We start from the raw sequence: 23,320 nt of genomic DNA, 5'->3' as shown, positions 1-23,320 counted from the left end.
CGGAGCCGGGTCCTCCGGGTCAGCGTCCAGTCCTCACCGCCTGCCACGCCTCTGCCAGGCGGTCCGCCATCGCGGTCTGGTCCCACAGCTCGGCCGGGTCGTCGGGCATGGCGGCGTCGTAGACCTCCAGGCGGGCGACCTCCGGTATGCCACGGAGCCGGTCGCGGGCGGTCCTGGCCTCCGTCGCCTTCAGGCCCAGGGTTGCGCGGGTCTCCGGCGGCAGGAAGTTGTGCCCGTCGTCGGTGATGTGCGGCAGACCGGCCATGAGCAGGGCCGCCGCGGCGTGGTCGAGGTCGGTGGCTTCGGCGAGCCGGGAAGCAGCGGCGGAGTCGAAGGGGACCGGTCCGCCGCGCTCCAGTTCGTCCAGCAGCCGGCGCAGCCGCTCGGGCGTGGCCCAGCCTTCGGGCACCGATTGGACGTCGAGGAGACCTGCGGGGCCGGGCACGGTTCCCTGTTGCAGAAACGCCGCGATGTTCCGGGTGTCATGGCGATGGGACCGACCCCAGTCGCCGGCGAGCATGGTGATGTTCAGCGGCATCAGTGTGCCGTTTTCGTCAGACAGTGCGGCTCGTTGCTCGCTGTCCAGAAGCCCTCGCCGCAGGCCCGGTGCGGCCAGCGGTGAGCGGGCCCAGAACCTCAGCAGCCGGGCCAGCGCCAGGCGGTGCGCTGCACTGGTGACGGCGCTGACCGTACGGACCGCGAGGCCCCCGATCCGCCCGGGGAGCTCGGTCCAGTCGAACGCACTCACATTGTCCAGCCAGCGTTCCATCGCGGTCGCCGCGTCGATCGTGCCGGCGAAGAACGCCGAGGTCAGCTCGATCTGCGCCGCCGTGCCGCCGTAACCGACGCTGTAGTGGCCGACCAGCCCCTCCAGCGCCCCGCCCAGGTCCTCCTCCGACCCCCTGAGCCGTGCCCGGTGTGACCGCGTCAGCCGGGTCAGGATCCGGTCCCGGTGGGAGATCATCTCGGTGGTTGCCTGGACACACCCGACGACGCCCCGTACGAGCAGCGGATGGCCGGCCTCGGGCAACAGCTCCCGGACGGCGGTCCGCAGCGCCTCCTCCGAGGTGGCCGCTGCTTTCAGCAGACTCCGTACGGTGTCCTCGGTGATCTCCCGCAGGGCCCGCGATCCGGCGGGGTCGCGAGGCGTGAGGAAGTGCCAGAAGGCGGGCGGTGGTATGAGCCGCGTCCCGGCGGCCATCGGGTCGGGCTTGTTGTCCGTCCAGCCGTCGTTCTTCAGTTCGGCCTGCCAGTAGAGCTCACCCGTTTCGGCGTCGCGGGCAACCACCGGGTCGTACAGGCCGACACCGCCGCTGAGTACCAGAGGCTTCTCGGCGCCCGGTAGGTCGAGCAGCCCCCACAGGGAAGTGATCCCGGTCCCATGGAGGGTGCCGTGGACACCGTCGACGCGGTGATAGCGGACCTGTCCGGTCGTCTTGTCCTCGGCGACCCGCAGGCCCACGTGTGTGCCGTCGCTGCCCAGCGGCGACTCCTTGACGCCGTACGGCAGCGGCGCCAGGCACGAGCACGCGAAGTTCCACTGTTCGTCCTCGTCCAGCAGGGACGGGTCGAAGAACTGTGGCAGGCCGGCCTCGGCAAGGTCGCCGGTCGCCAGGTCGACGCGGTGCACCCGCGATTCCGGACCGTCCCCGCTGTGCCACCAGAAGTCCCGGCCGTCATGGAACATATGACCGTTCGGGCCGACCCGCTTCTCGTGGGAATCGAGGACCCGGTGGCCCATGAACCGTCGGCCGCTCGGAGCCATGAAGGTGTATCCGGGCCGAGCCGGTTCGTAGTAGAGCGACTCCCATGTCCTGGGCCGTAGGGCGAAGAACTCGTCCGGTGCGTCCGACCAGTAGTGCCGCTGGTTGCCGTTGACGTAGTGCAGGACGAGGAACTGCCCGTCGGAGAAGTAGACCTCGGGTGTGTAGTGGTACCGGGCGGCTTCGCCCGGTACCTGCAGCCGGTGTTCCGCGAGGCGGCCGCCCGGCCCTATCGCGATGGCCTTCCTGCGGTCATGGACGGTCAGGGCGGGCCAGCTCGCCCGGCACCAGAAGTTCTTGCCCCCGAGCTCCGCGATGGCCTCGTCCAGGGCGGCCCAGCCCAGCTCGTCCAGGATGCCCGCCCGCAGCGTACGGGTCAGCGGCGTCACCATGTCGAGCTCCGCGATGCGGGCCGGCAGGTCGGGTGCCACTTTCAGCAGGTCCGCACGGATGTTGTCCTCCATCCAGCGGAGTGCGAGGGTCGCGTCCGCCAGGCCACCCGACCGTACGCGCGCGAGCCTGGCGTCGACGATCGCGTGCAGGACGGGCTGGAGGGCCTTCTCCCTCCACAGCCGGTGGAACGCGTCCCCTCCCTGTGGCACGGACCGGACCAGCACCGGCCCGAACCGCTCGTCATCGATCAGCGCCTGCAGATCGATGTGAGCAGTTCCCTGCCAGTTCCTCAACGTCGCCCCCGGGCCGGGGTCCGCGACCGGGATTCCCGCGTCCAGGCAGCGGACCAACGCGACGGCGTCGATGCTGCAGTGGTCCTCGGGCGCGCCGACGCCGAACCGTACCGGCGTCCCCGTTTCCCGGACACGGTCCGCCAACAGGGGCAGCAGCCGCAGCAACTCCTCGGGAACCGAGGGGGACGAGGCCCCGCTGTAGCGGCCGAGCATCGCGGACAGCCACGCGCCCGTATCGGCGGAGAGCTCGTCAAGCGCGCCGGTCTCTTCGAGGAGGCCGCACCACCAGGCGTCCATCTCCGACAGGGATGCCTCGGTCAACCGCCACAACAGCCGCTTCTTCAGCGCCGTGGAGGCGGCGACCGCGGGCTTCAGCAGCTTGCGCTGCGACGTCCAGAAACTGTCCGCCGACCGCCACAGAGCCGGTGCGTCCACCAGGCTCTCCAGCAGCAGCCGGTGCTCGGTGACGACGTCCAGCTCCGCGGCCTTGGCGAGTTTGCCGATCTGCTTGAGCATCTCGGGCCAGGGGGCGAGCCCACCCGTCGTCCGCCGTACGGCCAGCTCCCGCAGCTCGCGGTACGCCTCCTCGGCGTCGGGTGCCTGGGACAACTCTCCGACGTACGCCTTGATGTCCTTGGCCGACAGGGCTCCGGCCAGGGCGAACTCCAGGAATACCGCGCGCCGCCGGGCCGGATCGTTGCCCACGGTGGCATGCCGGTCGGCCGCCCGTGCCCTGCCGAACATCAACGCGCCCTGTTTGTCCCGTCCGGCCGCGATGAACATCCGGCCGACCTCTTCCCAGAACACGGGCAGGTGGCCATCGGGAAGCGTCGACGCGATCCGCTGGAACTCATCCAACGCGGGACCCGGCCGGGGACCGACCAGACGCCCGGCCCGCGCCATCTGCATGCCTGCGGACAGGGCGACCTCGGCGTGTGCGAGGTCATGCACCATCGCCCAGGTCGGATAGCGGAGTTCTGGGCGATACCCGGCCGCCACGGGCTCCCCCACGTCCGGCGCGGAGTACCCGAGGTCGGCCAGGAGCCGGTCCTCGACCGGTGCGGCTGTCCGTCCCGTCAGCCGGATCAGAGGCCGCGCGCCCAGCAACGGATGGCCGTACCGTCGCGCTGTGATGTCCTCCCCGCCCGACGTCCCGGCCGGTGCCAGCCCCGCCGTCAGCGCTGCTGACATGTCGGTGGCCGCCGCGGCGTTCACGCTGCTGTTCGTCTCCACGTCATGCGTCATCGGTCGCCGGACCCCCGTGATCAGTTCCGCCGTAGATCAGTGCCGCCATCCGCCGGCCCTCGGACCAGGCCACCGGCCCCACCTCGCCGAGTGGGACCGCTTGTTCCGCATCGTCGACCCACAGGAGCCGTCCGGTCTCCGGGGACTCGTCGCTCCCCAGCCAGCAGCGTGCCTCCACCGTGACGCCGCGCTCGGTCATCCTCAGAGCGGCGAATCCGCCCCGCACGTCAAAACCGTTCTCCACGGCGCGCAGCCGAGCGGACCCGCGGTTCTCGGCATCCTCGTCACCGTGCACGTCGATGCCGGTGGCCTCGGGGTCACTCACCTCGCGCCGACGACGAACCCGACGGTTCACCTGCTCGACCCCCTGGGTGGCCGCTTGCTCCTCCAGAAGCCGCCGCCACGACCTGAGATCGTCATCGTCGAGCAGAACGGGGTGCACCAGCGTCACAGCCGACCCGGTCGGGGGCTCGTACAGCGCGCCGTCCGATTCCCGTATGCACACCTGCCCGTTCACGGACACCGTCTCCAACAGCCCGACCCGCCCGTCCGCTTGCACCACCAGGTGCTGCAGGCTGGTCTGCCAGCTGGGATCCGGCCAGACGCGTGCGAGGAGCCGGGCGGGGACCGGCACCCCGCTCAGCAACCACGACTCCACGGCGGCCCGGCACTCCTTCGCATGCCGGGTCAACTGCTCCTGCAGCACCGCGAACTGCTCACCGACCTGACTTCTCCGTACGGCGTGGGGGATGGATTTCAGAGCCGTGCCGTCGGTCTTGCGGCATCTCAGATTCGTCCCGTCCAAGGCCAGCTCATGGCCCCGAATCGCGGGCACCCACGCCAGTGAAGTCGTCATGCCGTCGAACTATGGCAGCAACCACTGACAACCGACCGCGAGGTCCCTCGAAGGCCAGACGTCCGCCAATACCCCTTGTGATGCCTCACCCCACGCCCGTCACCAGCCCTTCCGGCAGCTCCCCCTCGTGCACGACCCCCAACGTCTGCGTCGCACGAGTGAGCGCCACATACAGATCACTCGTACCGAACCGCCCCGGCTCCACGACCAGCACCGAGTCGAACTCCAGCCCCTTGGCCTGCCGGGGGTCGAGCAGCACGACCGTCCGCGTCAGGTCCGGCTCCCCGCCCGCCGTCACACCGTCCAGTCGCGCGGCGAGCACCCGGTGCAGGTCACGCGGCGCGATCACCGCGAGGCGCCCCTCGGCGGGCGTCAGCTCGGCGACCGCCTTGGCCACCTCGCCGGGCAGGTCGCCGAGGGCCTTGCGGACCCAGGGGCGCACACCCGTCGAGCGGACCGAGCTCGGCGGCTCGAAGGCGGGGTTCTCGGCCCGTACGATCCCCGCCGCGAGCTCCATGATCTCGGCCGGGGTGCGGTAGTTGACGCCGAGGCGGGTGTGCTCCCAGCGGTCCTCGACATACGGCTGGAGGATGCCGGCCCAGGAGCCGACGCCCGCTTCCTCGGCGGTCTGCGCGGGGTCGCCGACCAGGGTCATCGAGCGGGTGGGCGAGCGCCTCATCAGCAGCCGCCACGCCATGGGCGACAACTCCTGCGCCTCGTCGACGATGATGTGCCCGAACGCCCAGGTACGGTCGGCCGCCGCACGCTCGGCGGCGCTGCGGTGGTCGTCCTCCTCCTGCCGTTCCGCGAACCGCTCGGCGTCGATGATGTCGTGCGCGGACAGCACCTCGGAGCTTTCGGGGTCGCTGTCCTCCTTGTCCTCGAACTCGTACGTACGGGACGCGAACGACACGTCCAGCACACCCTGCGCGTACGCGATCTGCTCCTCCCGCTCGCGCTCGGCGACCGCCCGTGCCACCCGGTCGTCCACGCCGAGGAGTTCGGCCGCCTCGTCGAGCAGCGGTACGTCCGCCACGGTCCACGCCCGTGTCACCGGACGGCGGACGGCGGCCGCGTCCTCGTCGGACACGTACCCCTCGGGCGCGGCGAGGAAGTCGGCGAGAAGGCGCTGCGGGGTGAGCCGGGGCCACAACTGGTCGATGGCCGACCAGACTTCGGGGTTGTCGGCGAGTTCGTCGCGGATCTGGGTGATGTCGCTGGGGTCCAGCAGGTTGGAGCCGTCGTAGGGGTCGGTGCCGATGCGTTCGGCGACCATGTCGGTGAGCGTGTTGAGGATGCGGCCCTCGAAGTGCTCACGCGCCACGTTGTGCGGGAGCTTCGCCTCGCGGGTGTGCTCGCGGGCGACCCGTACGAGGTCGTCGTCGAGCATGAGGATCTCCCGGTCGTGCTCGATGGCGATCACCGGGTCGGGAAGCGCCTGCCGGTCACGTACGACGGCGGCGAGGACGTCGGCCATGTCCGCGCGGCCCTTGACTCGGGCCGCGTCCGGGGTGTCCCGGGCGGTGGCCTTCACTCCGGGGAACAGCTCGCCGACCGTCGCGAGCAGGACACCCGTCTCGCCGAGGGAGGGCAGTACCTCGCCGATGTAGCCGAGGAAGGCGGGGTTGGGGCCGACGATCAGGACGGCGCGCTTGGCGAGCAGCTCACGGTGCTCGTAGAGCAGATAGGCCGCTCGGTGCAGGGCGACGGCCGTCTTGCCGGTGCCCGGGCCGCCCTCCACGACCAGCACGCCGCGGTGCGGTGCGCGGATGATGCGGTCCTGGTCGGCCTGGATCGTCTGCACGATGTCGTGCATGCGGCCGGTGCGGGCCGCGTCGAGCGCGGCGAGCAGGACGGCGTCACCGGTGGGGTCCTCGTGGCCGGTCCGGGTCCGGTCGCCGAGGTCGAGGAGTTCGTCGTGCAGGGCGGTGACGTCACGGCCCTCGGTGGTGATGTGGCGACGCCGGCGCAGCCCCATGGGGGTGTGGCCGGTGGCCAGGTAGAAGGGGCGGGCGACGTCGGCCCGCCAGTCGATGAGGATCGGCGTGAGGTCGGCGTCGTCGGCGCGGATGCCGATACGGCCGATGTGGTGGCTGACACCGGAGGTCAGGTCGATCCGGCCGAAGCAGAGCGAACCGTCCACGGCGTTCAGCGCGGCGAGCAGCCCGGAGCGTTCGGCGACGAGAATGTCCCGCTCCAGCCGCGCCTGCATGGGCGTGTTCCCCTGTGCGAGCGCGTCCGAGACGGAGATCTCGGCGTCCCCGCGCAGGGCGTCCACGCGCGCGTACAGTCCGTCGATGAATTCCTGCTCACGCCGCAATTCATCGTCGGAGAATTCTTTGTGCGAGCCCCTGTTTGACAATTCCACTCCCGCCCGGATATACTTCGTTCAATTGAACTTCCCCGCGACAGACTTTCATCAAATCGCGAACCATTAAATATACGCAGAGAAATCCCCCGAGCGCAATTGCAGCTCTCAAGAACAGCTGCCCCTGCTCATCCTGTACGGGAGTCACCCCGACACCTCCGACTCGGCGGACATCCGGCTGCGCGCCCTGATCGCCGGCGGCCTGGAAAGCGACGGGTTAGAGGGCGTTGGAGGAGCTGTGCCGGTGCCTGCGGCTTCACGAGGGGCTGCTCCGCCCCGGTGAACAGTGCGGCTCGCATGGACAGGTCGCCCACCGAGCCCGGAGTGATTCACCCGTATGACTCCGCCGAGGCCCAGGACACCTCAAGCTGCACCCTGCCCACCCGCCAGTGCTCGGGCTCCGAGCCTGCGGCTCCAAAGTGCGCGACAGCAATGGCCCGCCTAGCGTGCGAAGTGCGTTGGGATTGCCCAACCGTGGGCGCGCCGACGCGTGAAGTCGGGACAAAGGAGCATTGGGTATGGCGAAGGTACTGTTCATCGTCAGCGGTGCCAGCTACTGGGTGCTTAAGGACGGCACGCGGCATGCCACGGGTTACTGGGCGGAGGAGTTCGCGAACCCGTACAAGATCCTCACGGATGCCGGTCACGAGGTGATCATCGCCACTCCGGACGGCGTGATTCCCACCGTCGACATGATGAGCCTGCGCCCGTCCTTCAATGATGGTGAGGACGGGGCTCTGAAGCAGGAGAACATCATCCGCGACGCCGAGGGGATGCGGCGGCCGCTCAAGCTCTCGGACGTACGGCTCGAGGACTACGACGCCGTCTACCTACCGGGCGGTCACGGGCCGATGCAGGACCTGGCGTTCGACCCCGACGCTGGGCGCCTGCTGACCGAGCAGCTGCAGTCGGGCAAACCCCTGGCGATCGTGTGCCACGCCCCGGCCGCGATGCTGGCCACCCGGATCCACGGTGTCTCGCCGTTCAAGGGATACAAGATCACGGCCTTCACCAACGACGAGGAGGAGGGCGTCGGATTGGCTCCCCGAGCCCCGTGGCTGCTGGAGACCGACCTCAAGGAGAAGCTCGGGGTCGACTTCAGCCGGGGTCCGAGCTGGGAGCCGTACATGGTCGAGGACCGCAACCTCATCACCGGCCAGAACCCGCATTCGGCCGGAGTCCTGGGCAAACGACTACTCGAAGTCCTGGCCTGACGGCGTCGCGGCGTGCTTCTGGCGGAAGGCGTCGAACGTCCCATCCTGCTGCCGCTGTCCACCACGATCAAGCATGTGAAACCCACCATCCTCATCGGCACGTCGACCGCCCACAACGCGTTCACCGAAGACGTGGTCCGCGCCGTCAGGACGTCGATCTGTCCGTCGGCCCATCCGGCTGCCTCGGCTTTCGGCCGTGCGTGGACCTGCTGGTAGTCGGGCAGGTCCCGCATGTCGTCCGTCACCAGGCCGTGGATGTCGACGAGCCAGATGTTGTTCTTGGCTAGGTCCGGTGTCGCGCCGGCGCGCAGCATGGCCGCGTGGATCTGGTCGGCCATGCCGGTGCCGGCGGTACCCGCGCCGAAGACCACGAGTCGCTGATCGGCTGGTTGGTGTCACGCGGCCCTTGCCGGGGGGCGCCATGTTGATGCGATGCCGGTTCAAGCCGAGACCGGCGTCTCCGGCTTCATCTTGTAGGCGTTCTTGATGGCCTGATGCCGGGTACCGAGGCCATCGGTGACCTTGCGCTCCCACGGAAGCTGCTGCAGCTGCTTGGTCTCGTCGATCATCGACTTCGGCTCCAGGTTCCGGAAGCTGTCGACCTCGCCGGCCGCCACGGCCGTCAACGTGGCGAAGACCGCCTCAGGGTCGAACTGCGCCCGCGGGAAGGCAAGTTGGGAGTAGTCGAACAGCCGCTCCGAGGGGTCGTCCTCCCAGCTCTCCCACGTCTGGAACATTCGGTCGTTGAAGCCGGTCAGGAACGGCCCCGGATTCACCGTGGCGACCTCGATGTTGTACTCCTGCAGCTCATACACCATGGTCTCGGCGATCGCCTCGATCGCGTGCTTGGACGCCGAGTAGATACCCGTGAACGGATTGACGTTCAGGCCCTCCCGTGAGGAGACCCAGACGATACGGCCCTCGCCGCGCTTGATCATCTGCTTAGCGATCCCCTGGGTGAGCAGAAGCGGCCCCGTGACGTTGACCTCGAACTGGTGCCGGATGTTCACGCCAGGGATGTCGACCGTCGAACCTCCTTCTCCGACACCCGCGTTGTTCACGAGGATCTCCACGCCCCAGTCGAGAGCCTTGCGTCGGTCGCCGTCATTGGTGACGTCGAGCTTCTCCACGTGCAGGTCGACCTTCCGCTCGGCCGCCTGCCACTTCAGGGTCTGAACCTGGGCATAGATCTCGACGCTGGCGATGACGTCGAATCCCTTCTGGGCCAGCCGCATGGCCGCCTCGAAACCGAAGCCGGAACCCGCTCCCGTGATGAGAACCTTCTTCAGCGACGAATTCGACATGGTGACACACTCCCTCTTCGTCTACCCGATTCGCGCGATTATCAAATTCTCAATAGCCTTCATCGCCTGCCACAGCGGCAGATTCCACGGCATCACCGCCAGCACCACGCCGATCGGCTGGTACGTCACAAAGGACTCCTTGGCGCCGACGTTCCCGGCGTCGTTCCGCAGATCCCGCAGGAATGCCGGGCCGTGGGCGGCGTAGAAGCGCAGTCCGTGGACGCACTTGGCCACCTCTTCGCGGGCGGCCTGGAGCGTCTTGCCCATCTCCGTGGTGGTCATCCGGCTGACGGCGTCGGCGTCCTTCTCCAGCACGTCGGCCGCCTGGTTCAGCCACTGAGCGCGCTGCTCCACGCTCGTCAGGCGGTAGGACTTCGCCGCGGCGGCGGCCCGGGCCAGCTTGTCATCAAGCTGCTCGGGGGTGAGTTCATCGAAGGTCTTAATGACCGCGCCCGTCACAGGATTAGTGGTGGCAATAGCCATAAAAGGAGCCTAGATCCGTCGGCCATTTGTAGCAAAAGATTTCATGTCTCCATGTATGGAGGCGCCGTGTGTCCTGTTTGCGCGAGCGCCATTGGCGTCGCACCGTACCCCGGGGAGGATCAACGCATCGGGCGGCGTCCGGCACTCCTGCTGCTCCGCGGTGGCCACAAACATCGGCGTAGTGGAGGGCCAGATCCTGTCCTCGAAGGCAGACGAGGCGAGGCTCGGTACACCGCTGCGAAGCGACATCGAGTCGCCATGTCGGACCTGGACAAGCTGCATTCTGCGATGGAGCCATCAGCTGACGCCGACCAAGCCGAACCGTTGATGGATGGCGGCGACATCGCCCACTCAGGGAAGCGACTTCGCCGCCGCGACGCCCTACCTCAACACCAGTAACGGGCCGAGACCCGGACCGTGCACATCTCCGCGGCGACCGTGAACCTGCTGCCCGGCAAGACCGCGCCGGCTGTGATCCTGTCGGACATCAGCAAGACGCAAGTTGCTGACCTGGCGCGGTGGGCGAAGATGCGCTGGCGGATCGAACACCACTACCGCGAACTCAAGCACGACCGGGGTGGTGGCGGACAGCTTGCTCACCCAGTAGCCGGTCGGCTCGTCGGCCTGGATTTCTTCGTGTCCGGAGCGGCGTCCGGGGGGCGCGTCACAGCACGTCGGACAGCTCCTGAAGCAGCCTCCGCTTGGGGCGGGCGCCCACCATCGCCCGTACGGGCTCACCGTTCCGGAACAGCATGAACGTCGGCATCGACAGCACCTTGTACGCGTTCGTGGTGACCGGACTGGTGTCGACGTCCAACTGGACCACCTTCAGCCGTTCGCCCTCCTCCGCGGCGAGGGCGCTGAGCACCGGCGCCATCTGCCGGCACGGCGGGCACCAGTCGGCGGTGAACTCCACCAGCACGGGCAGCTCCGCCCCGATCACCTCCGCGTCGAAATTCGCGTCCGTCACCTCGGCCACTCCCGTTGCTCTGCTCATGTCGCCCGCCCTCCCAGCTCACACTCGGGCTCCGGACCACCCGGAACCCCCGCCTCGGCCGCCAGCTCGTCCCGCGCCCTCTCGGCCCGCACGAGCTGGTCGGCGACCTGCGCGCGTACGGCCGTCAGCTCGCCGATCAGTGCGTCGAGCTCGCCGAGCTTGCGGCGGTAGACCACGAGCGAGGCCGGGCAGGAGTCGCCCTCAGGGTGCCCGGCCCGCAGACACTCCACGAAGGGCCGCGTCTCCTCCAGGCCGAACCCGAAGTCCTGCAACGTACGGATCTGCCGCAACAGCCGCAGATCACTCTCGTCGTACGTCCGGTACCCGTTGCCGCTGCGCCGCCCGGGGAGCAGACCCAGCGACTCGTAGTACCGCACCGCCCTCGCGGTCGTCCCGCCCCGCGCCGCCAGCTCGCCGATTCGCATGGGCCGACGGTATGCCTTGACGTCGGCGTAAAGGCAACGGCCGCCCGGGTCCGAGCCACCGAGGTGGCGGAGCCGGGCGGCCAGAACACGGAGCCGAGGCGAGCGGCCGGAACACGGAGCCGAGCCGAGCAGCCAGAGCAAAGGGCCGAGCCGTCGGAAAAAATGACCGAGCGGCCGGATATTCGGGGGAGAATCCGACCGCTCGGTGTCTGTGTGTTTTTTGAGGAACCCGGCGCCCCTTGTGCAAGGGGCGACCCGGCTCCCGTGGTGCGAGGGCGGCAGCCGCCCCCACGGCGGAGCTACGCCTTGGCCAGCGCCTTCTCGCCGCCCTGCTCGGCCTCCGAGTCCGTCACAGCCTCGGAACCCTCGTCGAGGAGCGTCCGCTCGTCGAACGGCAGCTGCCCCGCGAGCACCTGCTCCACCCGCTCCTTGTCGATCTCCTTCGTCCACGTACCGATCAGCACCGTGGCGACGGCGTTGCCGGCGAAGTTGGTCAGCGCGCGGGCCTCGCTCATGAAGCGGTCGATACCCACGATGAGACCGATACCGTCCACGAGCGCGGGCTTGTGGGACTGCAGGCCACCCGCGAGGGTGGCGAGTCCCGCACCCGTCACACCGGCCGCGCCCTTCGAGGCAACCAGCAGGAAGAGCAGCAGCGGGATCTGCTCGCCGATCGACATCGGCGTACCCATGGCGTCGGCGATGAAGAGGGACGCCATGGTCATGTAGATCATGGTGCCGTCGAGGTTGAAGGAGTAGCCGGTCGGAACGGTGATGCCGACCACCGGCTTGCTGACACCCAGGTGCTCCATCTTCGCGATGAGCCGCGGCAGCGCGGACTCGGAGGAGGAGGTGGACAGGATCAGCAGGAACTCACGGCCCAGGTACTTGAAGAACGTGAGGATGTTCAGGCCCGCGACGATCCGCAGCAGCGCGCCGAGCACGATGAAGACGAACAGGACGCAGGTGATGTAGAAGCCGAGCATCAGCACGGCGAGGCTCTTGAGCGCGTCCAGACCGGCCGACCCGGTGACGGCGGCGATGGCACCGAACGCACCGATCGGGGCCGCCCACATCACCATGGCCAGGATGCGGAAGACGAGGCGCTGGATGTGCTCGATACCGCGCAGGATCGGAGTACCGGCCGAGCCCATGGCCTGGAGCGCGAAGCCCGCGAGCACGGCGATCAGCAGGGTCTGCAGGACCTCGCCCTCGGTGAAGGCGGAGACCAGCGTGTTCGGGATGATGCCCAGCAGGAACTCGGTCGTGTCCTTGGCCTCCGCGTCGACCTGCGCCTGACCGGTCTGCTTGATCGCGTCGGTCACCGCGAGGCCGGTGCCCGGCTCCAGGATGTTGCCGACGACCAGGCCGATACCGAGGGCGACGAACGACATCACCACGAAGTAGCCGAGCGCTATGCCGCCGACCGCGCCGACCTTGGCGGCCTTCCGTACGGAACCGATGCCCAGGACGATCGTGCAGAAGATGATCGGCGAGATCATCATCTTGATCAGGTTCACGAACCCGGTGCCGATGGGCTTCAGCTCGACCGCGAAGTCGGGAGCGATGAGGCCCACGGCGATGCCGACGGCCACGGCAACGATCACGGCGATGTACAGGTAATGGGTGCGGTCCCGCTTGGCGGGTGCGGTAGGTGCCGTATCTGTGGTGCTGGCCACGGCTGCCCTCCTCGTCGACGACGTCGTCGGCTCGCTCTTCCGGCGTGCGGCTCACGTCCGGGGGATTCTGCGGGAACGAGCTCCCAGGATGGGAGATCGGCCCCGGGGTCGTGGGAGTGGGGGTCCCAGGGGTGGGAGACAGGCTCCCAGGGGTGGGAGACGGGCTCCCTGTGGCTCGGGATCGCGGGTCCCGAATCGGGAGTCGTGCACCCTTGCGACAGGGTGATCGCTCCCTTGCGATGGGGTGACTATCTCCCGCCCTGTGAGGGCGGTCACCCTTCCGTTCATTTAGTTCACGCTTATACGTGGATGCAGACTGTTGGCATGCGCTTCCCTCGCGCCTCCCGCGTGCTCAGACCCCGCAGCCTGGCAGGTCAGCTCTTTGCCGTCCAGGCCGTACTGCTGGCGGTCGTGGTCGTCGGGTACGCGCTGTTCACCTACGTCAGCGACCGCTCCCAGGCCGAGGAGGCGGCCGGCCGCCAGGCGACGGCCGTGGCCCGAGCGGTCGCGGACTCCCCCTCCGTACGCGAGGCCATCCACACCGAGAATCCCACAGCGGAACTCCAGCCGTACGCGCTGCAGGTGCAGCGCGACGCCGAGGTCGACTTCGTCACCATCATGAATACCGACGGCATCCGCTGGACCCACCCCGACCCGCAGCAGATCGGCCAGCACTTCCGCGGCCACATCGAGCAGGCGCTGCGGGGCGAGACCTTCACCGAGACGTACACGGGCACGCTCGGGGCGTCCGTGCGCGCGGTCACGCCCGTCGAGGAGGACGGCAGGATCATCGGCCTGGTCAGCGCCGGCATCAGGGTCGAGGCGATCAGCGCCCGCGTCCAGGAGCAGCTCACGGCACTGATCGGCGTCGCGGCGGGCGCCCTCGCCCTGGGCGGCCTCGGCACGTATGTGGTCAACGCCCGGCTGCGCCGCCACACCCACGGCATGAACGCCACCGAGCTCAGCAACATGCACGACTACCACCAGGCCGCGCTGCACGCCGTACGCGAGGGCCTGCTGATGCTGGACGGCCAGTACCGCGTCGCGCTGTTCAACGACGGCGCACAGGAGCTGCTCGGCCTGACCGACGACGTGGTCGGCCGCTCGGTCGCCGACCTGGGCCTGCCCACCCCGCTCACCGGCGCGCTGCTGGCCTCCGAGCCGCGGGTGGACGAGGTGCATCTGACGGCGACCCGCGTCCTGGTCGTGAACACCTCCCCCGTCTCCGGCGGTCATCGCCGTGGCACGGTCGTGACCCTGCGTGATGTGACGGAGCTCCAGTCGCTGATGGGCGAGCTGGACTCCGAGCGGGGCTTCACCCAGGCTCTCCGCTCCCAGGCGCACGAGGCCGCGAACCGTCTGCACACGGTCGTCTCCCTGATCGAGCTCGGCCGCGCGGACGAGGCGGTCGACTTCGCGACGGCGGAACTGGAGCTGGCCCAGGCCCTGACGGACCAGGTGGTCGCCGCGGTCAGCGAACCCGTCCTGGCGGCCCTGCTCCTGGGCAAGGCGGCCCAGGCCAACGAGCGGGGCGTGGAGCTGGTGGTCTCCGAGGACAGCCGCATCGACGACGGCCTCCTCCCGGAGTCCCTCTCCGCCCGCGACCTGGTCACCGTCCTCGGCAACCTGATCGACAACGCGGTGGACGCGGCGCAGGGGACGGCCCGGGCGCGGGTGACGGTGACGGCGTACACGACCGAGCCCGGTACGAGTACGAGTACGGGAACGGGTACGGATACGAGTACGGGTACGGATACGGGTACCGGCGCCTCGGCGGGCGCCGACTCCGAGCCCGGCTACGAGACCCGCCCCCAGGCCCGCTCCGAGCTAGTCCTCCGGGTCGCCGACACGGGCGCGGGCGTGGACCCGGCCCACGCGGAGGCCGTGTTCGAACGCGGCTTCTCGACGAAACCGGCGGGCCCCGGCGGCCGCGGCCTGGGCCTCGCCCTGGTCCGGCAGACCGTACGCCGCAATGAGGGCACTCTGACGGTGACGGAGGCCGTCGGGGGCGGGGCGGAGTTCGAGGCCCGGCTGCCGTTGCCTACGGTGGGGTCCGCCCGGGTCGGCGCGGAGACGGAGACCGCTCGGTCCGCCGTGCCCAGAGCCGTGCCTGGAGGCCACGTATGACAACCGAAACCATCCGTGTCCTGGTCGTGGAGGACGACCCGGTGGCCGCCGACGCGCACGTCATGTACGTCGGCCGGGTCCCCGGCTTCACGGCGGTCGGCAAGGCGCACACCGGGGCGGAGGCGCGCCGCGCACTGGACCGCATGCCCGTTGACCTGCTCCTGCTGGATCTCCATCTCCCGGACGTGCACGGCCTGCAACTCGCCCGTTCCCTCCGCGCCGCCGGCCACCACGCGGACGTGATAGCGGTGACGTCGGCTCGGGACCTGGCGGTCGTACGGGAGGGGGTGTCGCTGGGCGTGGTGCAGTACGTCCTGAAGCCCTTCACCTTCGCCACGCTGCGGGACCGCCTGGTCCGTTACGCCGAGTTCCACGCGGCGGCGGGCGAGGCGAGCGGCCAGGACGAGGTGGACCGCGCGCTCGCCACCCTGCGCGCTCCGGGACCGGCGGCGCTGCCCAAAGGCCTGAGTGCCCCCACGCTGGAGAAGGTCACCGTCGCCCTGCGCGACTGCGCCGGAGGGCTGACCGCGGCCGGGGTCGCGGAGGCGGTGGGAATCTCACGGATCACGGCCCGTCGCTATCTGGAGCACCTGGTGGAGGCGGGGCGGGCGGCACGCAGTCCGCAGTACGGGACGGTGGGGAGACCGGAGTTGCAGTACCGGTGGGTGAAGGAGCAGCACTAGTACTGCAACTAGGGCCTGTCCGGGCGGATCGGGCCCCAGCACCTGGAGCCAGGTCCGCCGAAGTCGCCAAGTGCGGGCCCGCGCAGACACATTGACCTGACAAGGGCGGCCCTCGTACGTTCACTGGGCAGCAAACTTCCGGCCACAACGAGGTAGGCCCGCAGGAGGTCGTTGCCCGTGCGCCCCACCGCAGTCCGCACCCGCTCCACCGCCGCCCGCTTCCGCCCCACTGCCCCACTCACCGCACTCGTCGCCCTCGCCCTCGCCGCCACCGCGCTCACCGCCTGCGGCAGTGGCTCCGGCAGCGACCCGGACACGGTGAAGGTGTCCTTCAAACAGTCCACGGACAACTCGGTCCGCGTCATGGACACCTTCCTCGCCGGTATCGAGAAGCAGTTCGAGAAGGCGAACCCGGGGAAGAAGGTCGAGCTCATCCCCATCAAGGCCCCGGACTCGGAGTACTACACCAAGGTCCAGCAGATGCTCCGCTCACCGAAGACGGCCCCCGACCTGGTGTACGAGGACACCTTCCTCATCAACTCCGACATCACGAGCGGCTATCTGAAACCCCTCGACCCGTATCTGGCCAAGTGGAAGGACTGGGACCAGTTCATCGACACGGCGAAGACGGCGGCCAAGGCCGAGGACGGGAAGACGTACGGCATCCCGGACGGCACCGACGCCCGCGGCCTCTGGTTCGACAAGGGCATCTTCGAGAAGGCCGGGCTGCCCTCCGACTGGCAGCCGAAGACCTGGGACGACGTACTTTCCGCCGCCCGCACCGTCAAGCGGAAGGTCCCCGGCGTCACACCGCTCAACATCTACACGGGCAAACCGGCGGGCGAGGCGGCGGCCATGCAGGGCTTCCAGATGCTGCTGTACGGGACGGGCGACGGCACGGGCAACGGAAAGTCCGACCCGCTGTACGACCGGGCGAGCAAGAAGTGGGTGGCCGGGAGCAAGGGCTTCAGGGACGCCCTGGCCTTCGTGGAGACCGTCTACAAGGAGAAACTCGGCCCGGACGTCTCCGTCGCCCTCGACCCGAACATCCAGACCATCGTCCGCGGTGAACTCCTCCCCAAGGGCAAGCTCGCGATCGACCTCGACGGCTCCTGGCTCCCGCAGGACTGGCAGAAGGGCGCCGGCCACGAGTGGCCGGACTGGTCCGAGAAGCTGGGCCTGGCATACATGCCGACGCAGACCGGACAGTCCCCCGGCAAGGTGAGCATGTCCGGCGGCTGGACCTGGGCGATCCCGGACAAGGCGGCCAACCCCGACCTGGCCTTCGAGTTCATCAAGACGATGCAGACGAAAGCCAACGCCCAGAAGTGGTACATCGCCAACTCGGGCATCGCGGTACGCAAGGACGTAGCCGAGGACCCTGACTACATCAGTGCGCAGCCCGGCATCAAGTTCTTCACCGACCTGGTCCCGAGCACCCACTACCGCCCGGCGTTCCCGGCGTACCCCAAGGTCTCGACGGCCATGCAGGAGGCGATGGAGGGCGTGACGACGGGTGACGTGTCGGTCGAGGAGGCGGCGAGCGGCTACGACGACACCCTGAAGTCGGTCACGAACGACCAAGTGATCGAGAAGTGAGCCACAAAGTAGACGCAGCAGAAGCGAGCCGGGAAGGGCGTGCGGCACCCGGAGAACCGGACCCGTCACGCCCGCCCCGCGCCCGCGACGTACCCGCTGCCCTGCCGCTGTCCCTCCCCCTCCGCCGCTCCCTCATCCGCGCCCTCCCCGTCACTCCCGCCCTCGTCCTCCTGCTGCTGTTCCTCGCGGGCCCGATCGCGTACTGCGCGTACATCGCGTTCACGGACCTCCAGCTCACCGGCCAGGCCCAGGAGTCGTTCGTCGGCTTCGACAACTTCCGTACCGCGTTCGAGGACCGGGCGTTCCGCAACGCCGTGTGGCTGACGCTGGTGTTCACGGTGCTGAGTTCGCTGATCGGGCAGAACACGCTCGGGTTGGCGCTGGCCTCGCTGATGCAGCGGGCGTCGAAGCCGGTCCGTACGCTCGTGGGCGGGATCGTGATCACGGCGTGGGTGCTGCCGGAGGTCGTGGCCGGTTTCCTCCTGTACGCCTTCTTCCGCCGCGAGGGCACCCTGAACGCCATCCTGGACTGGCTCCATCTCCCGTCCCAGAACTGGCTGTTCACGCTCCCGATCCTGGCGGTGTCGTTCGCGAACGTCTGGCGGGGCACGGCCTTCTCCATGCTGGTCTACTCGGCGGCCCTGAACGAGATTCCCAAGGAGATCACGGAGGCGGCCGAGGTCGACGGCGCGGGCGGCTGGCGCCGCCTCTGGCACATCACACTGCCCATGATCCGCCGCTCCATCGGCACGAACCTGATGCTGAACACGCTCCAGACCCTGTCGGTCTTCGGCCTGATCTGGGTGATGACCCGTGGCGGCCCCGGCGACAAGAGCCAGACGCTCCCGCTCTTCATGTACGAGCAGGCCTTCCAGAACAGCATGATCGGCTACGGCACGGCCGTGGCCCTGCTCCTGCTCCTGATCGGCTCGCTCTTCTCGGTCATCTACCTGCGCCTGCTCCGGACGGAGGTCTGAGCCGCCATGCCCCGCACCATGCCCCGTACGCTGAGCGACCGCCGCACGGCGCACCGTCTCGCGGCCGACATCGGCCTCCTCGCCGTGGCCGCCGCTTTCGCCCTCCCGCTCGCTTGGGTACTCCTGTCCTCCCTGGACCCGAACGCGGACCTGAGGGTGAAGGTGCCGGACGGCCTGACCCTGTCCAACTTCGACGCGGTCCTCACCCCGGACATCACCTTCACCCCCCTCCTCAACAGCCTGATCCTGTGCGGCGGCGGAACCCTCCTGACGGTGGTGTGCGCGGCCCTCGCGGCGTACCCGCTGTCCCGCTTCCGCTCCCGCCTCAACCGCCCGTTCCTGCTGACGATCCTGTTCGCGACGAGCCTGCCCATCACGGCGATCATGGTCCCGGTGTACGCCCTGTTCGTACAGGTGAACCTCATCGACACCATGCAGGGCACGATCTTCTTCTTCGCCGCCTCTCAACTCCCGTTCGCCATCTGGCTGATGAAGAACTTCATGGACGGCGTCCCGAAGGAGCTGGAGGAGGCCGCGTGGACGGACGGAGCGTCGTCGTCGCAGTCGCTGCTACGGATCGTGCTGCCGCTGATGGGTCCGGGTGTGGCCGTGGTGACGGTCTTCTGCTTCGTGATGATGTGGGGGAACTTCTTCGTCCCGTTCATGCTGCTGCTGACACCGGACCAGATGCCCGCCGCCGTGAGCATCAACGAGTTCTTCGGCAACCGGGGGATGGTGGTGTACGGGCAACTGGCCGCGTTCTCGGTGATCTACTCGTCGCCGGTGCTGGTGCTGTACGTGCTGGTGGCGCGGCGGTTGGGTGGGGGTTCGCGTTAGGCGGGGCGGTCAAGGGGTGAGGGGGTGTTGCTCCCCCGGCACCTGGGTGCGGGCGCGATCTTGGGTTGCGTCGAAGGGACCCAGCCCATCGATGGCAAGCCCTTGACGTGCAGCTTTCCCCACCAGCGGGCTTTTCCACCAGTGGCATTACATTTCCGATGTGAGAGCACGAATTCCTTGTCGATGCAATCGCCGTCGCCGTCGCTTTGTCCATGCCACTGGTCCGCCTGGAGACTCCGGCGGCGCGCACATACCCAAGCTGTGCGCCGGCTCTGGAGGTCACGTCCACGGACGTGGCACCGCGACGGCGGGCAGGCAACCGAATCCGCAGGTGCGACACTTTTCCCGAATGTGTCGCAGTTCCGCGGGTACATCACCTCCGTGACGCGGCCGCTCTGATCTTCCGCGGCAGCCCGCGATCGGCCTGACAGCCGTCCGTCCGACCGGAACGGCATCCGTATTCGGGTCACACCCCCGGCAAAACCGCCCACATCCGAGTCCCACCCCCGGGCTCCCGCGCCTCCCCGAAGCCCCACTCCCCCTCGCACGCCCGCACCACGCACCCCACCACCCGCAACGCCGCCCGCCGTCGCGCGTCGCACGCCTCCACCAGCCGCCGATGCGCGTGCCGTCGATGCCCGTCGTAGAGGACCACCCTCAGCGCCCCCTCCCGATACCGCAGCGACACATACACCTCAGTGTCCGGCGTGAACCGCCACGCGCACGCGACGAATTCGGCCACCACCTGCACGGCCGGGTCCACCATGCCGTCCAGCCCGTGCGCCTGGAGCATGGCCCGCGTGGACGCCCGAGCGATCCACGAACTCAACGGCCCGGCGGGCAAGGTGAAGCCGTACGCGAGCGTCTCGGGGCCCGGCGGAGGCGTACTGACCTCCGGGCGACTCTCCGTGAAGACGGGACAGGCCAGAACAGCGTTCATCGCTGACATGAGCAACTCCTTTGTTGTTGCAGGTGATCCGCGGCACATCGGACTCACGCGAGGGCACCTGGGCAGGCTGGCGCCACGCACTTCCGGCCCCACCGGACCGTAAGCGCCTCATCACTGACTGTAGAGCAATTGAGGAGTACGTGTACTACTCGATGTGGAACTCGGGTGGACCAACTGCACACCGCAACGGCAGACTGACACCGTCGAACGGCCGGACAGGAGAGGGCGCATGCCGCCGAGGAGTGCACCGACAGAGCGCCAGCGGCGCCTCGGCGAGGAGTTGCGCAGGATGCGTCTCGCGGCGGGGATGACCACGGAGCACGCCGCCGGCCTGCTGGGCGTCCCCCGCACCAATGTGCCCAACATGGAGTCCGGCCGCTCCGGCACAAGCCCCGAGCGCGTACGCGTCCTCGCGAGCAACTACGGCTGCACAGACCAGGACTACGTCGAGGCGCTGGCCGCCATGGCCACGAACCGAGCGAAGGGCTGGTGGGAGACGTACCGGGGCAAACTCCGGGACCCCTTCCTGGACATCGCCGAGCTGGAGTGGCACGCCCATCGGCTCCGCATCGCTGTCACCGTGCATCTTCCGGGGCTCCTCCAAACCGAGGAGCATGCCCGCGCCGTCTTCGCCGCCGTGATCCCGCCCCTGCCTCAGGCCGACATCGACCTCCGCGTGGCGCACCGCATCGACCGGCAACAGGTACTCGACCGCCCGGAACCCCCGGCCGTCGACGCGATCATCCATGAGGCTGCTCTCCGCATGGAGTTCGGCGGCCCCGAGGCGTCCCGGCGGCAGCACGAACACCTGCTGCGCATGTCCGAGCGCGACACCGTCACCGTACGGGTCATCCCCTTCAAAGCAGGTGGATTCCCCGGCGCCGGGCAGTCCGTCATCTACGCCGAGGCCGCCGTCCCCCGCCTCGACACCGTGGAACTCGACAGCACACACGGCCCCGAGTTCGTCGATACCGAGACACAGCTCAGCAAGTACCTGGCCCAGCTCGACGCGGCCGAGGCCATGGCACTCACTCCCGACGCCTCGCGCACCTTCATCCGCACCCTCGCCGACGACCTCAACGACCTCTAGGAGTCCCCATGCCGGACATCACCTGGGAGCCCCCCTATTGCGGCGAAGGCGCCAACTGCTTCCGCCTCGGCACCGACCCCCAAGGCAACGCCTACATAGCCATCGCCGGCCAGGAAGACACCTACCTCACCGACACCCGCGAAGCGCTCCGCACCCTCATCCAGGACATCAAGGCGGGAAAGGCCGACCACCTCCTCTAGTTCCCGTCAGGCGCCGCCGTGTTGTCAGTGGCCCCCGATACGTTTGGCAAGTGCCACGGGCCGCAAGGCCACGCCGTGCACAGCGCGACCGGTATGACCGACCGGTACGCCCCGAACGACGTAGGGACACGCATGGAACCCGTATTCGCCGACTTCTCCACCAACCCGGCCCAGCTGTCGAACGCCGTGGTCGCCCACCACCGCTGCGGGATCGCTCCCTCGCACCTCGCGCTGGGCGCCGGGGGACACATCAGGGTGGACTTCACGGTGGGCGAGCGGGAGGAGATCGCCGAGGCCGTCGTCACGGTGACCGTTCTTGGTGCGAGCGCTCCGATGGACGTCCTGCTCAACGGCAAGGCTCTCGCGGAGCAGCCGGCGATACCGGGGGACGGGGACAGGGGGCACAGCGACCCGCAGGTGACCGTCCTCAGTGCGCCGGGGGAACTGCTGGCCGCCGGTGACAACCTTCTTGAGGTACGCAACCCGGAGGGTGCGGAAGGACTGCTGCGGCTGCGTGCCGTCACCGTGGACCCCGCGCACGACCGGGACCGGTCGGAGCGTGCCCTGGCGGCCCGGACGACCAAGCGGTCCGTCGTCGCGTTCAGCACCGAGTTCCGCGCCCCCGGCTCCGCCACCTGGCAGACCGCTCCCCGGCTGCTCTTCCACATCGACAGCGGTGAGCGCGTCATGCCCGCACACCTCACCTGGCGCGGGGCGGACGGATCGGAGGCGGCGATCGGGCTGCGGGCGGACCTGTCCGGTTTCCTGGGCCACCGCAGGACCGCCGACGGTGCGGTCACCGAGTACCGCGGCACGCTCGCCGACCGCTGGGCCTACCCCGAGGGCACGGCCGGAGCTCCTCTGCACCGGTTCTCCACCGAGGAGGGGCACGACGGCGCCTGGTCCCCCTCCGGCGAGCTGCGGCTGCTGCTCGACGACGGCGGCGCGCCCGTGGAGCGCGTGTCCTGGACCGACCGGCGCGGCACCACCGCCTCGGTCGTCCTGAGCTCCGCCGGCGGGCCCGAGGTGCGGGAACCCGTCGGCGAGCTGCGGGACATCACCGGTACGGTTGCCCACATTGAGGCGAGCGACGAGTTCGAGATGGCGGGCGAGGTCGCGGAGAACCTGCTCAGCAAGTCCCGGAGCAAGTGGCTGGCGAACGACGACACCGCCGAGCTGGACTTCACCCTTGAGCACCCCGCCGCTGTCGCCGTGTACCGGCTGACCTCGGCGAACGACGCCGCCGACCGGGATCCGGAGGACTGGGAACTGCAGGGATCGCACGACGGCGATCACTGGACGACCCTGGACTCCCGCACCGGCGAACGCTTCAGGAAGCGCCACGAGACGAAGGAGTACTCCGTCGCCTCCCCCGCGTCCTACGCCCACTACCGCCTCAGCATCACCTGCAACCGCGGCTCCGACCTGACCCAGCTTTCCCGGGTCCAGTTCCTCGCCGCCGGGGCCCCGGCCGCCGGGCCGACACACGGTGCCGCCGACTTCACCGGCTACCGTGCGCCACGAGGGGGCGACCCCGTCGGATACCGGGGTACGACCGTCCCCGGCCCCTGGTCCGACGCCCCCCGTCAGGGGGAGGGCCACGGGCCGGAAGAGGGGCAGGCCCTGCAGAAGCTGCTCGCCGGCGACCTGGGCGAGACGGCCCGCGGCCTGGACGACGCCGCCCGGCTCATCGGCAAACTGGCGGCGTACCTGAAGACTTCCTGAAGAACTCCTGAAACTCCGGCGCCGCCACACTCCTTGCCGGTATCTCCCCACAGCGTCCTGATCCCCTGTGGGGAGATGCCACGGAAAGGCGGCGGCGGAGGTAACGCCACCGC

General features: G+C 69.0%; 18 protein-coding genes and 2 pseudogenes. 10 read left to right on the top strand and 10 right to left on the bottom strand.

What is annotated here, in order from left to right; translation table 11 throughout:
* Positions 1-19: 19 nt before the first annotated feature.
* The 3 genes from E0500_RS17135 to E0500_RS17125 all read right to left on the bottom strand — a co-directional run bounded on the left by E0500_RS17135 (position 20) and on the right by E0500_RS17125 (position 6,930).
* On the bottom strand, positions 20-3,694 hold the full coding sequence (locus E0500_RS17135) for a hypothetical protein (protein WP_258572816.1): 3,675 nt from the start codon (positions 3,692-3,694) through the stop codon (positions 20-22).
* Positions 3,684-4,550 (bottom strand): DUF4132 domain-containing protein, encoded by an 867-nt coding sequence (locus E0500_RS17130; RefSeq protein WP_131568501.1) that lies wholly within the window; start codon positions 4,548-4,550, stop codon positions 3,684-3,686. Before E0500_RS17130 ends, E0500_RS17135 begins: the two co-directional genes overlap by 11 nt.
* Before the next feature lie 85 nt (positions 4,551-4,635).
* Positions 4,636-6,930: an AAA family ATPase gene (locus E0500_RS17125; protein WP_131568503.1), complete on the bottom strand. Its 2,295-nt coding sequence runs from the start codon at positions 6,928-6,930 to the stop codon at positions 4,636-4,638.
* A 506-nt stretch (positions 6,931-7,436) separates the two neighbouring features.
* Here E0500_RS17125 and E0500_RS17120 point away from each other — a divergent pair.
* On the top strand, positions 7,437-8,132 hold the full coding sequence (locus E0500_RS17120) for a type 1 glutamine amidotransferase domain-containing protein (protein ID WP_131568505.1): 696 nt from the start codon (positions 7,437-7,439) through the stop codon (positions 8,130-8,132).
* Positions 8,133-8,144: 12 nt separating this feature from the next.
* A complete protein-coding gene (locus tag E0500_RS17115) occupies positions 8,145-8,348 on the top strand; it encodes a malic enzyme-like NAD(P)-binding protein (protein ID WP_131568507.1) in 204 nt (67 codons plus the stop codon).
* Here E0500_RS17115 and E0500_RS17110 read toward each other — a convergent pair.
* The 6 genes and pseudogenes from E0500_RS17110 to E0500_RS17085 form a co-directional block, all read right to left on the bottom strand.
* Positions 8,345-8,470 (bottom strand): annotated as a pseudogene (locus E0500_RS17110) (malic enzyme-like NAD(P)-binding protein); the annotation flags it as partial. The gene E0500_RS17115 and the pseudogene E0500_RS17110 overlap by 4 nt on opposite strands.
* 102 nt (positions 8,471-8,572) lie before the next feature.
* Positions 8,573-9,436 carry an SDR family oxidoreductase gene (locus E0500_RS17105; RefSeq protein WP_131568509.1) on the bottom strand — a complete coding sequence of 288 codons (864 nt, stop codon included), beginning with the start codon at positions 9,434-9,436 and terminating at the stop codon, positions 8,573-8,575.
* 21 nt (positions 9,437-9,457) lie between these two features.
* Positions 9,458-9,919 (bottom strand): aldehyde dehydrogenase family protein, encoded by a 462-nt coding sequence (locus E0500_RS17100; protein ID WP_131568511.1) that lies wholly within the window; start codon positions 9,917-9,919, stop codon positions 9,458-9,460.
* A 664-nt stretch (positions 9,920-10,583) separates the two neighbouring features.
* Complete coding sequence (locus tag E0500_RS17095) at positions 10,584-10,916, bottom strand: co-chaperone YbbN (protein WP_131568515.1); 333 nt, start codon at positions 10,914-10,916, stop codon at positions 10,584-10,586.
* The gene (locus E0500_RS17090; RefSeq protein ID WP_131568517.1) at positions 10,913-11,341 is read right to left on the bottom strand and encodes a MerR family transcriptional regulator; all 429 of its coding nucleotides are present in this window, start codon (positions 11,339-11,341) and stop codon (positions 10,913-10,915) included. Before E0500_RS17090 ends, E0500_RS17095 begins: the two co-directional genes overlap by 4 nt.
* 299 nt (positions 11,342-11,640) lie before the next feature.
* Positions 11,641-13,020 carry a cation:dicarboxylate symporter family transporter gene (locus E0500_RS17085; RefSeq protein ID WP_131568519.1) on the bottom strand — a complete coding sequence of 460 codons (1,380 nt, stop codon included), beginning with the start codon at positions 13,018-13,020 and terminating at the stop codon, positions 11,641-11,643.
* Between the two features lie 324 nt (positions 13,021-13,344).
* On the opposite strand from E0500_RS17085, the gene E0500_RS17080 reads away from it, so the two are divergent.
* The 5 genes and pseudogenes from E0500_RS17080 (at position 13,345) to E0500_RS17060 (ending at position 19,263) form a co-directional block, all read left to right on the top strand.
* Positions 13,345-15,147, top strand: a complete 1,803-nt coding sequence (locus E0500_RS17080) for a sensor histidine kinase (protein ID WP_131568521.1) — start codon at positions 13,345-13,347, stop codon at positions 15,145-15,147.
* On the top strand, positions 15,144-15,830 hold the full coding sequence (locus tag E0500_RS17075; RefSeq protein WP_131568523.1) for a response regulator: 687 nt from the start codon (positions 15,144-15,146) through the stop codon (positions 15,828-15,830). Before E0500_RS17080 ends, E0500_RS17075 begins: the two co-directional genes overlap by 4 nt.
* A 171-nt stretch (positions 15,831-16,001) precedes the next feature.
* Complete coding sequence (locus tag E0500_RS17070) at positions 16,002-17,429, top strand: extracellular solute-binding protein (protein WP_165935144.1); 1,428 nt, start codon at positions 16,002-16,004, stop codon at positions 17,427-17,429.
* 101 nt (positions 17,430-17,530) lie between these two features.
* On the top strand, positions 17,531-18,406 hold the full coding sequence (locus E0500_RS17065) for a carbohydrate ABC transporter permease (protein ID WP_258573349.1): 876 nt from the start codon (positions 17,531-17,533) through the stop codon (positions 18,404-18,406).
* A gap of 18 nt (positions 18,407-18,424) precedes the next feature.
* Positions 18,425-19,263 (top strand): annotated as a pseudogene (locus E0500_RS17060) (carbohydrate ABC transporter permease).
* Positions 19,264-19,709: 446 nt separating this feature from the next.
* On the opposite strand, the gene E0500_RS17055 reads toward E0500_RS17060, so the two are convergent.
* The gene (locus E0500_RS17055) at positions 19,710-20,192 is read right to left on the bottom strand and encodes an ATP-binding protein (RefSeq protein WP_399119340.1); all 483 of its coding nucleotides are present in this window, start codon (positions 20,190-20,192) and stop codon (positions 19,710-19,712) included.
* A 229-nt stretch (positions 20,193-20,421) separates the two neighbouring features.
* On the opposite strand from E0500_RS17055, the gene E0500_RS17050 reads away from it, so the two are divergent.
* From E0500_RS17050 to E0500_RS17040, 3 genes are all read left to right on the top strand, one after another.
* A complete protein-coding gene (locus tag E0500_RS17050; RefSeq protein WP_131571768.1) occupies positions 20,422-21,282 on the top strand; it encodes a helix-turn-helix transcriptional regulator in 861 nt (286 codons plus the stop codon).
* Positions 21,283-21,290: 8 nt separating this feature from the next.
* A complete protein-coding gene (locus E0500_RS17045; RefSeq protein WP_131571771.1) occupies positions 21,291-21,482 on the top strand; it encodes a hypothetical protein in 192 nt (63 codons plus the stop codon).
* Positions 21,483-21,614: 132 nt separating this feature from the next.
* Positions 21,615-23,207 carry an alpha-1,2-mannosidase gene (locus E0500_RS17040; protein WP_131571773.1) on the top strand — a complete coding sequence of 531 codons (1,593 nt, stop codon included), beginning with the start codon at positions 21,615-21,617 and terminating at the stop codon, positions 23,205-23,207.
* Positions 23,208-23,320 lie beyond the last annotated feature (113 nt).

It is taken from the genome of Streptomyces sp. KM273126, from assembly GCF_004337435.2.
GTDB classification, from domain to species: Bacteria; Actinomycetota; Actinomycetes; order Streptomycetales; family Streptomycetaceae; genus Streptomyces; species Streptomyces acidicola.
Note: the sequence above shows the minus strand (reverse complement) of the source record. Positions and strands in the feature narration are given on the sequence as shown.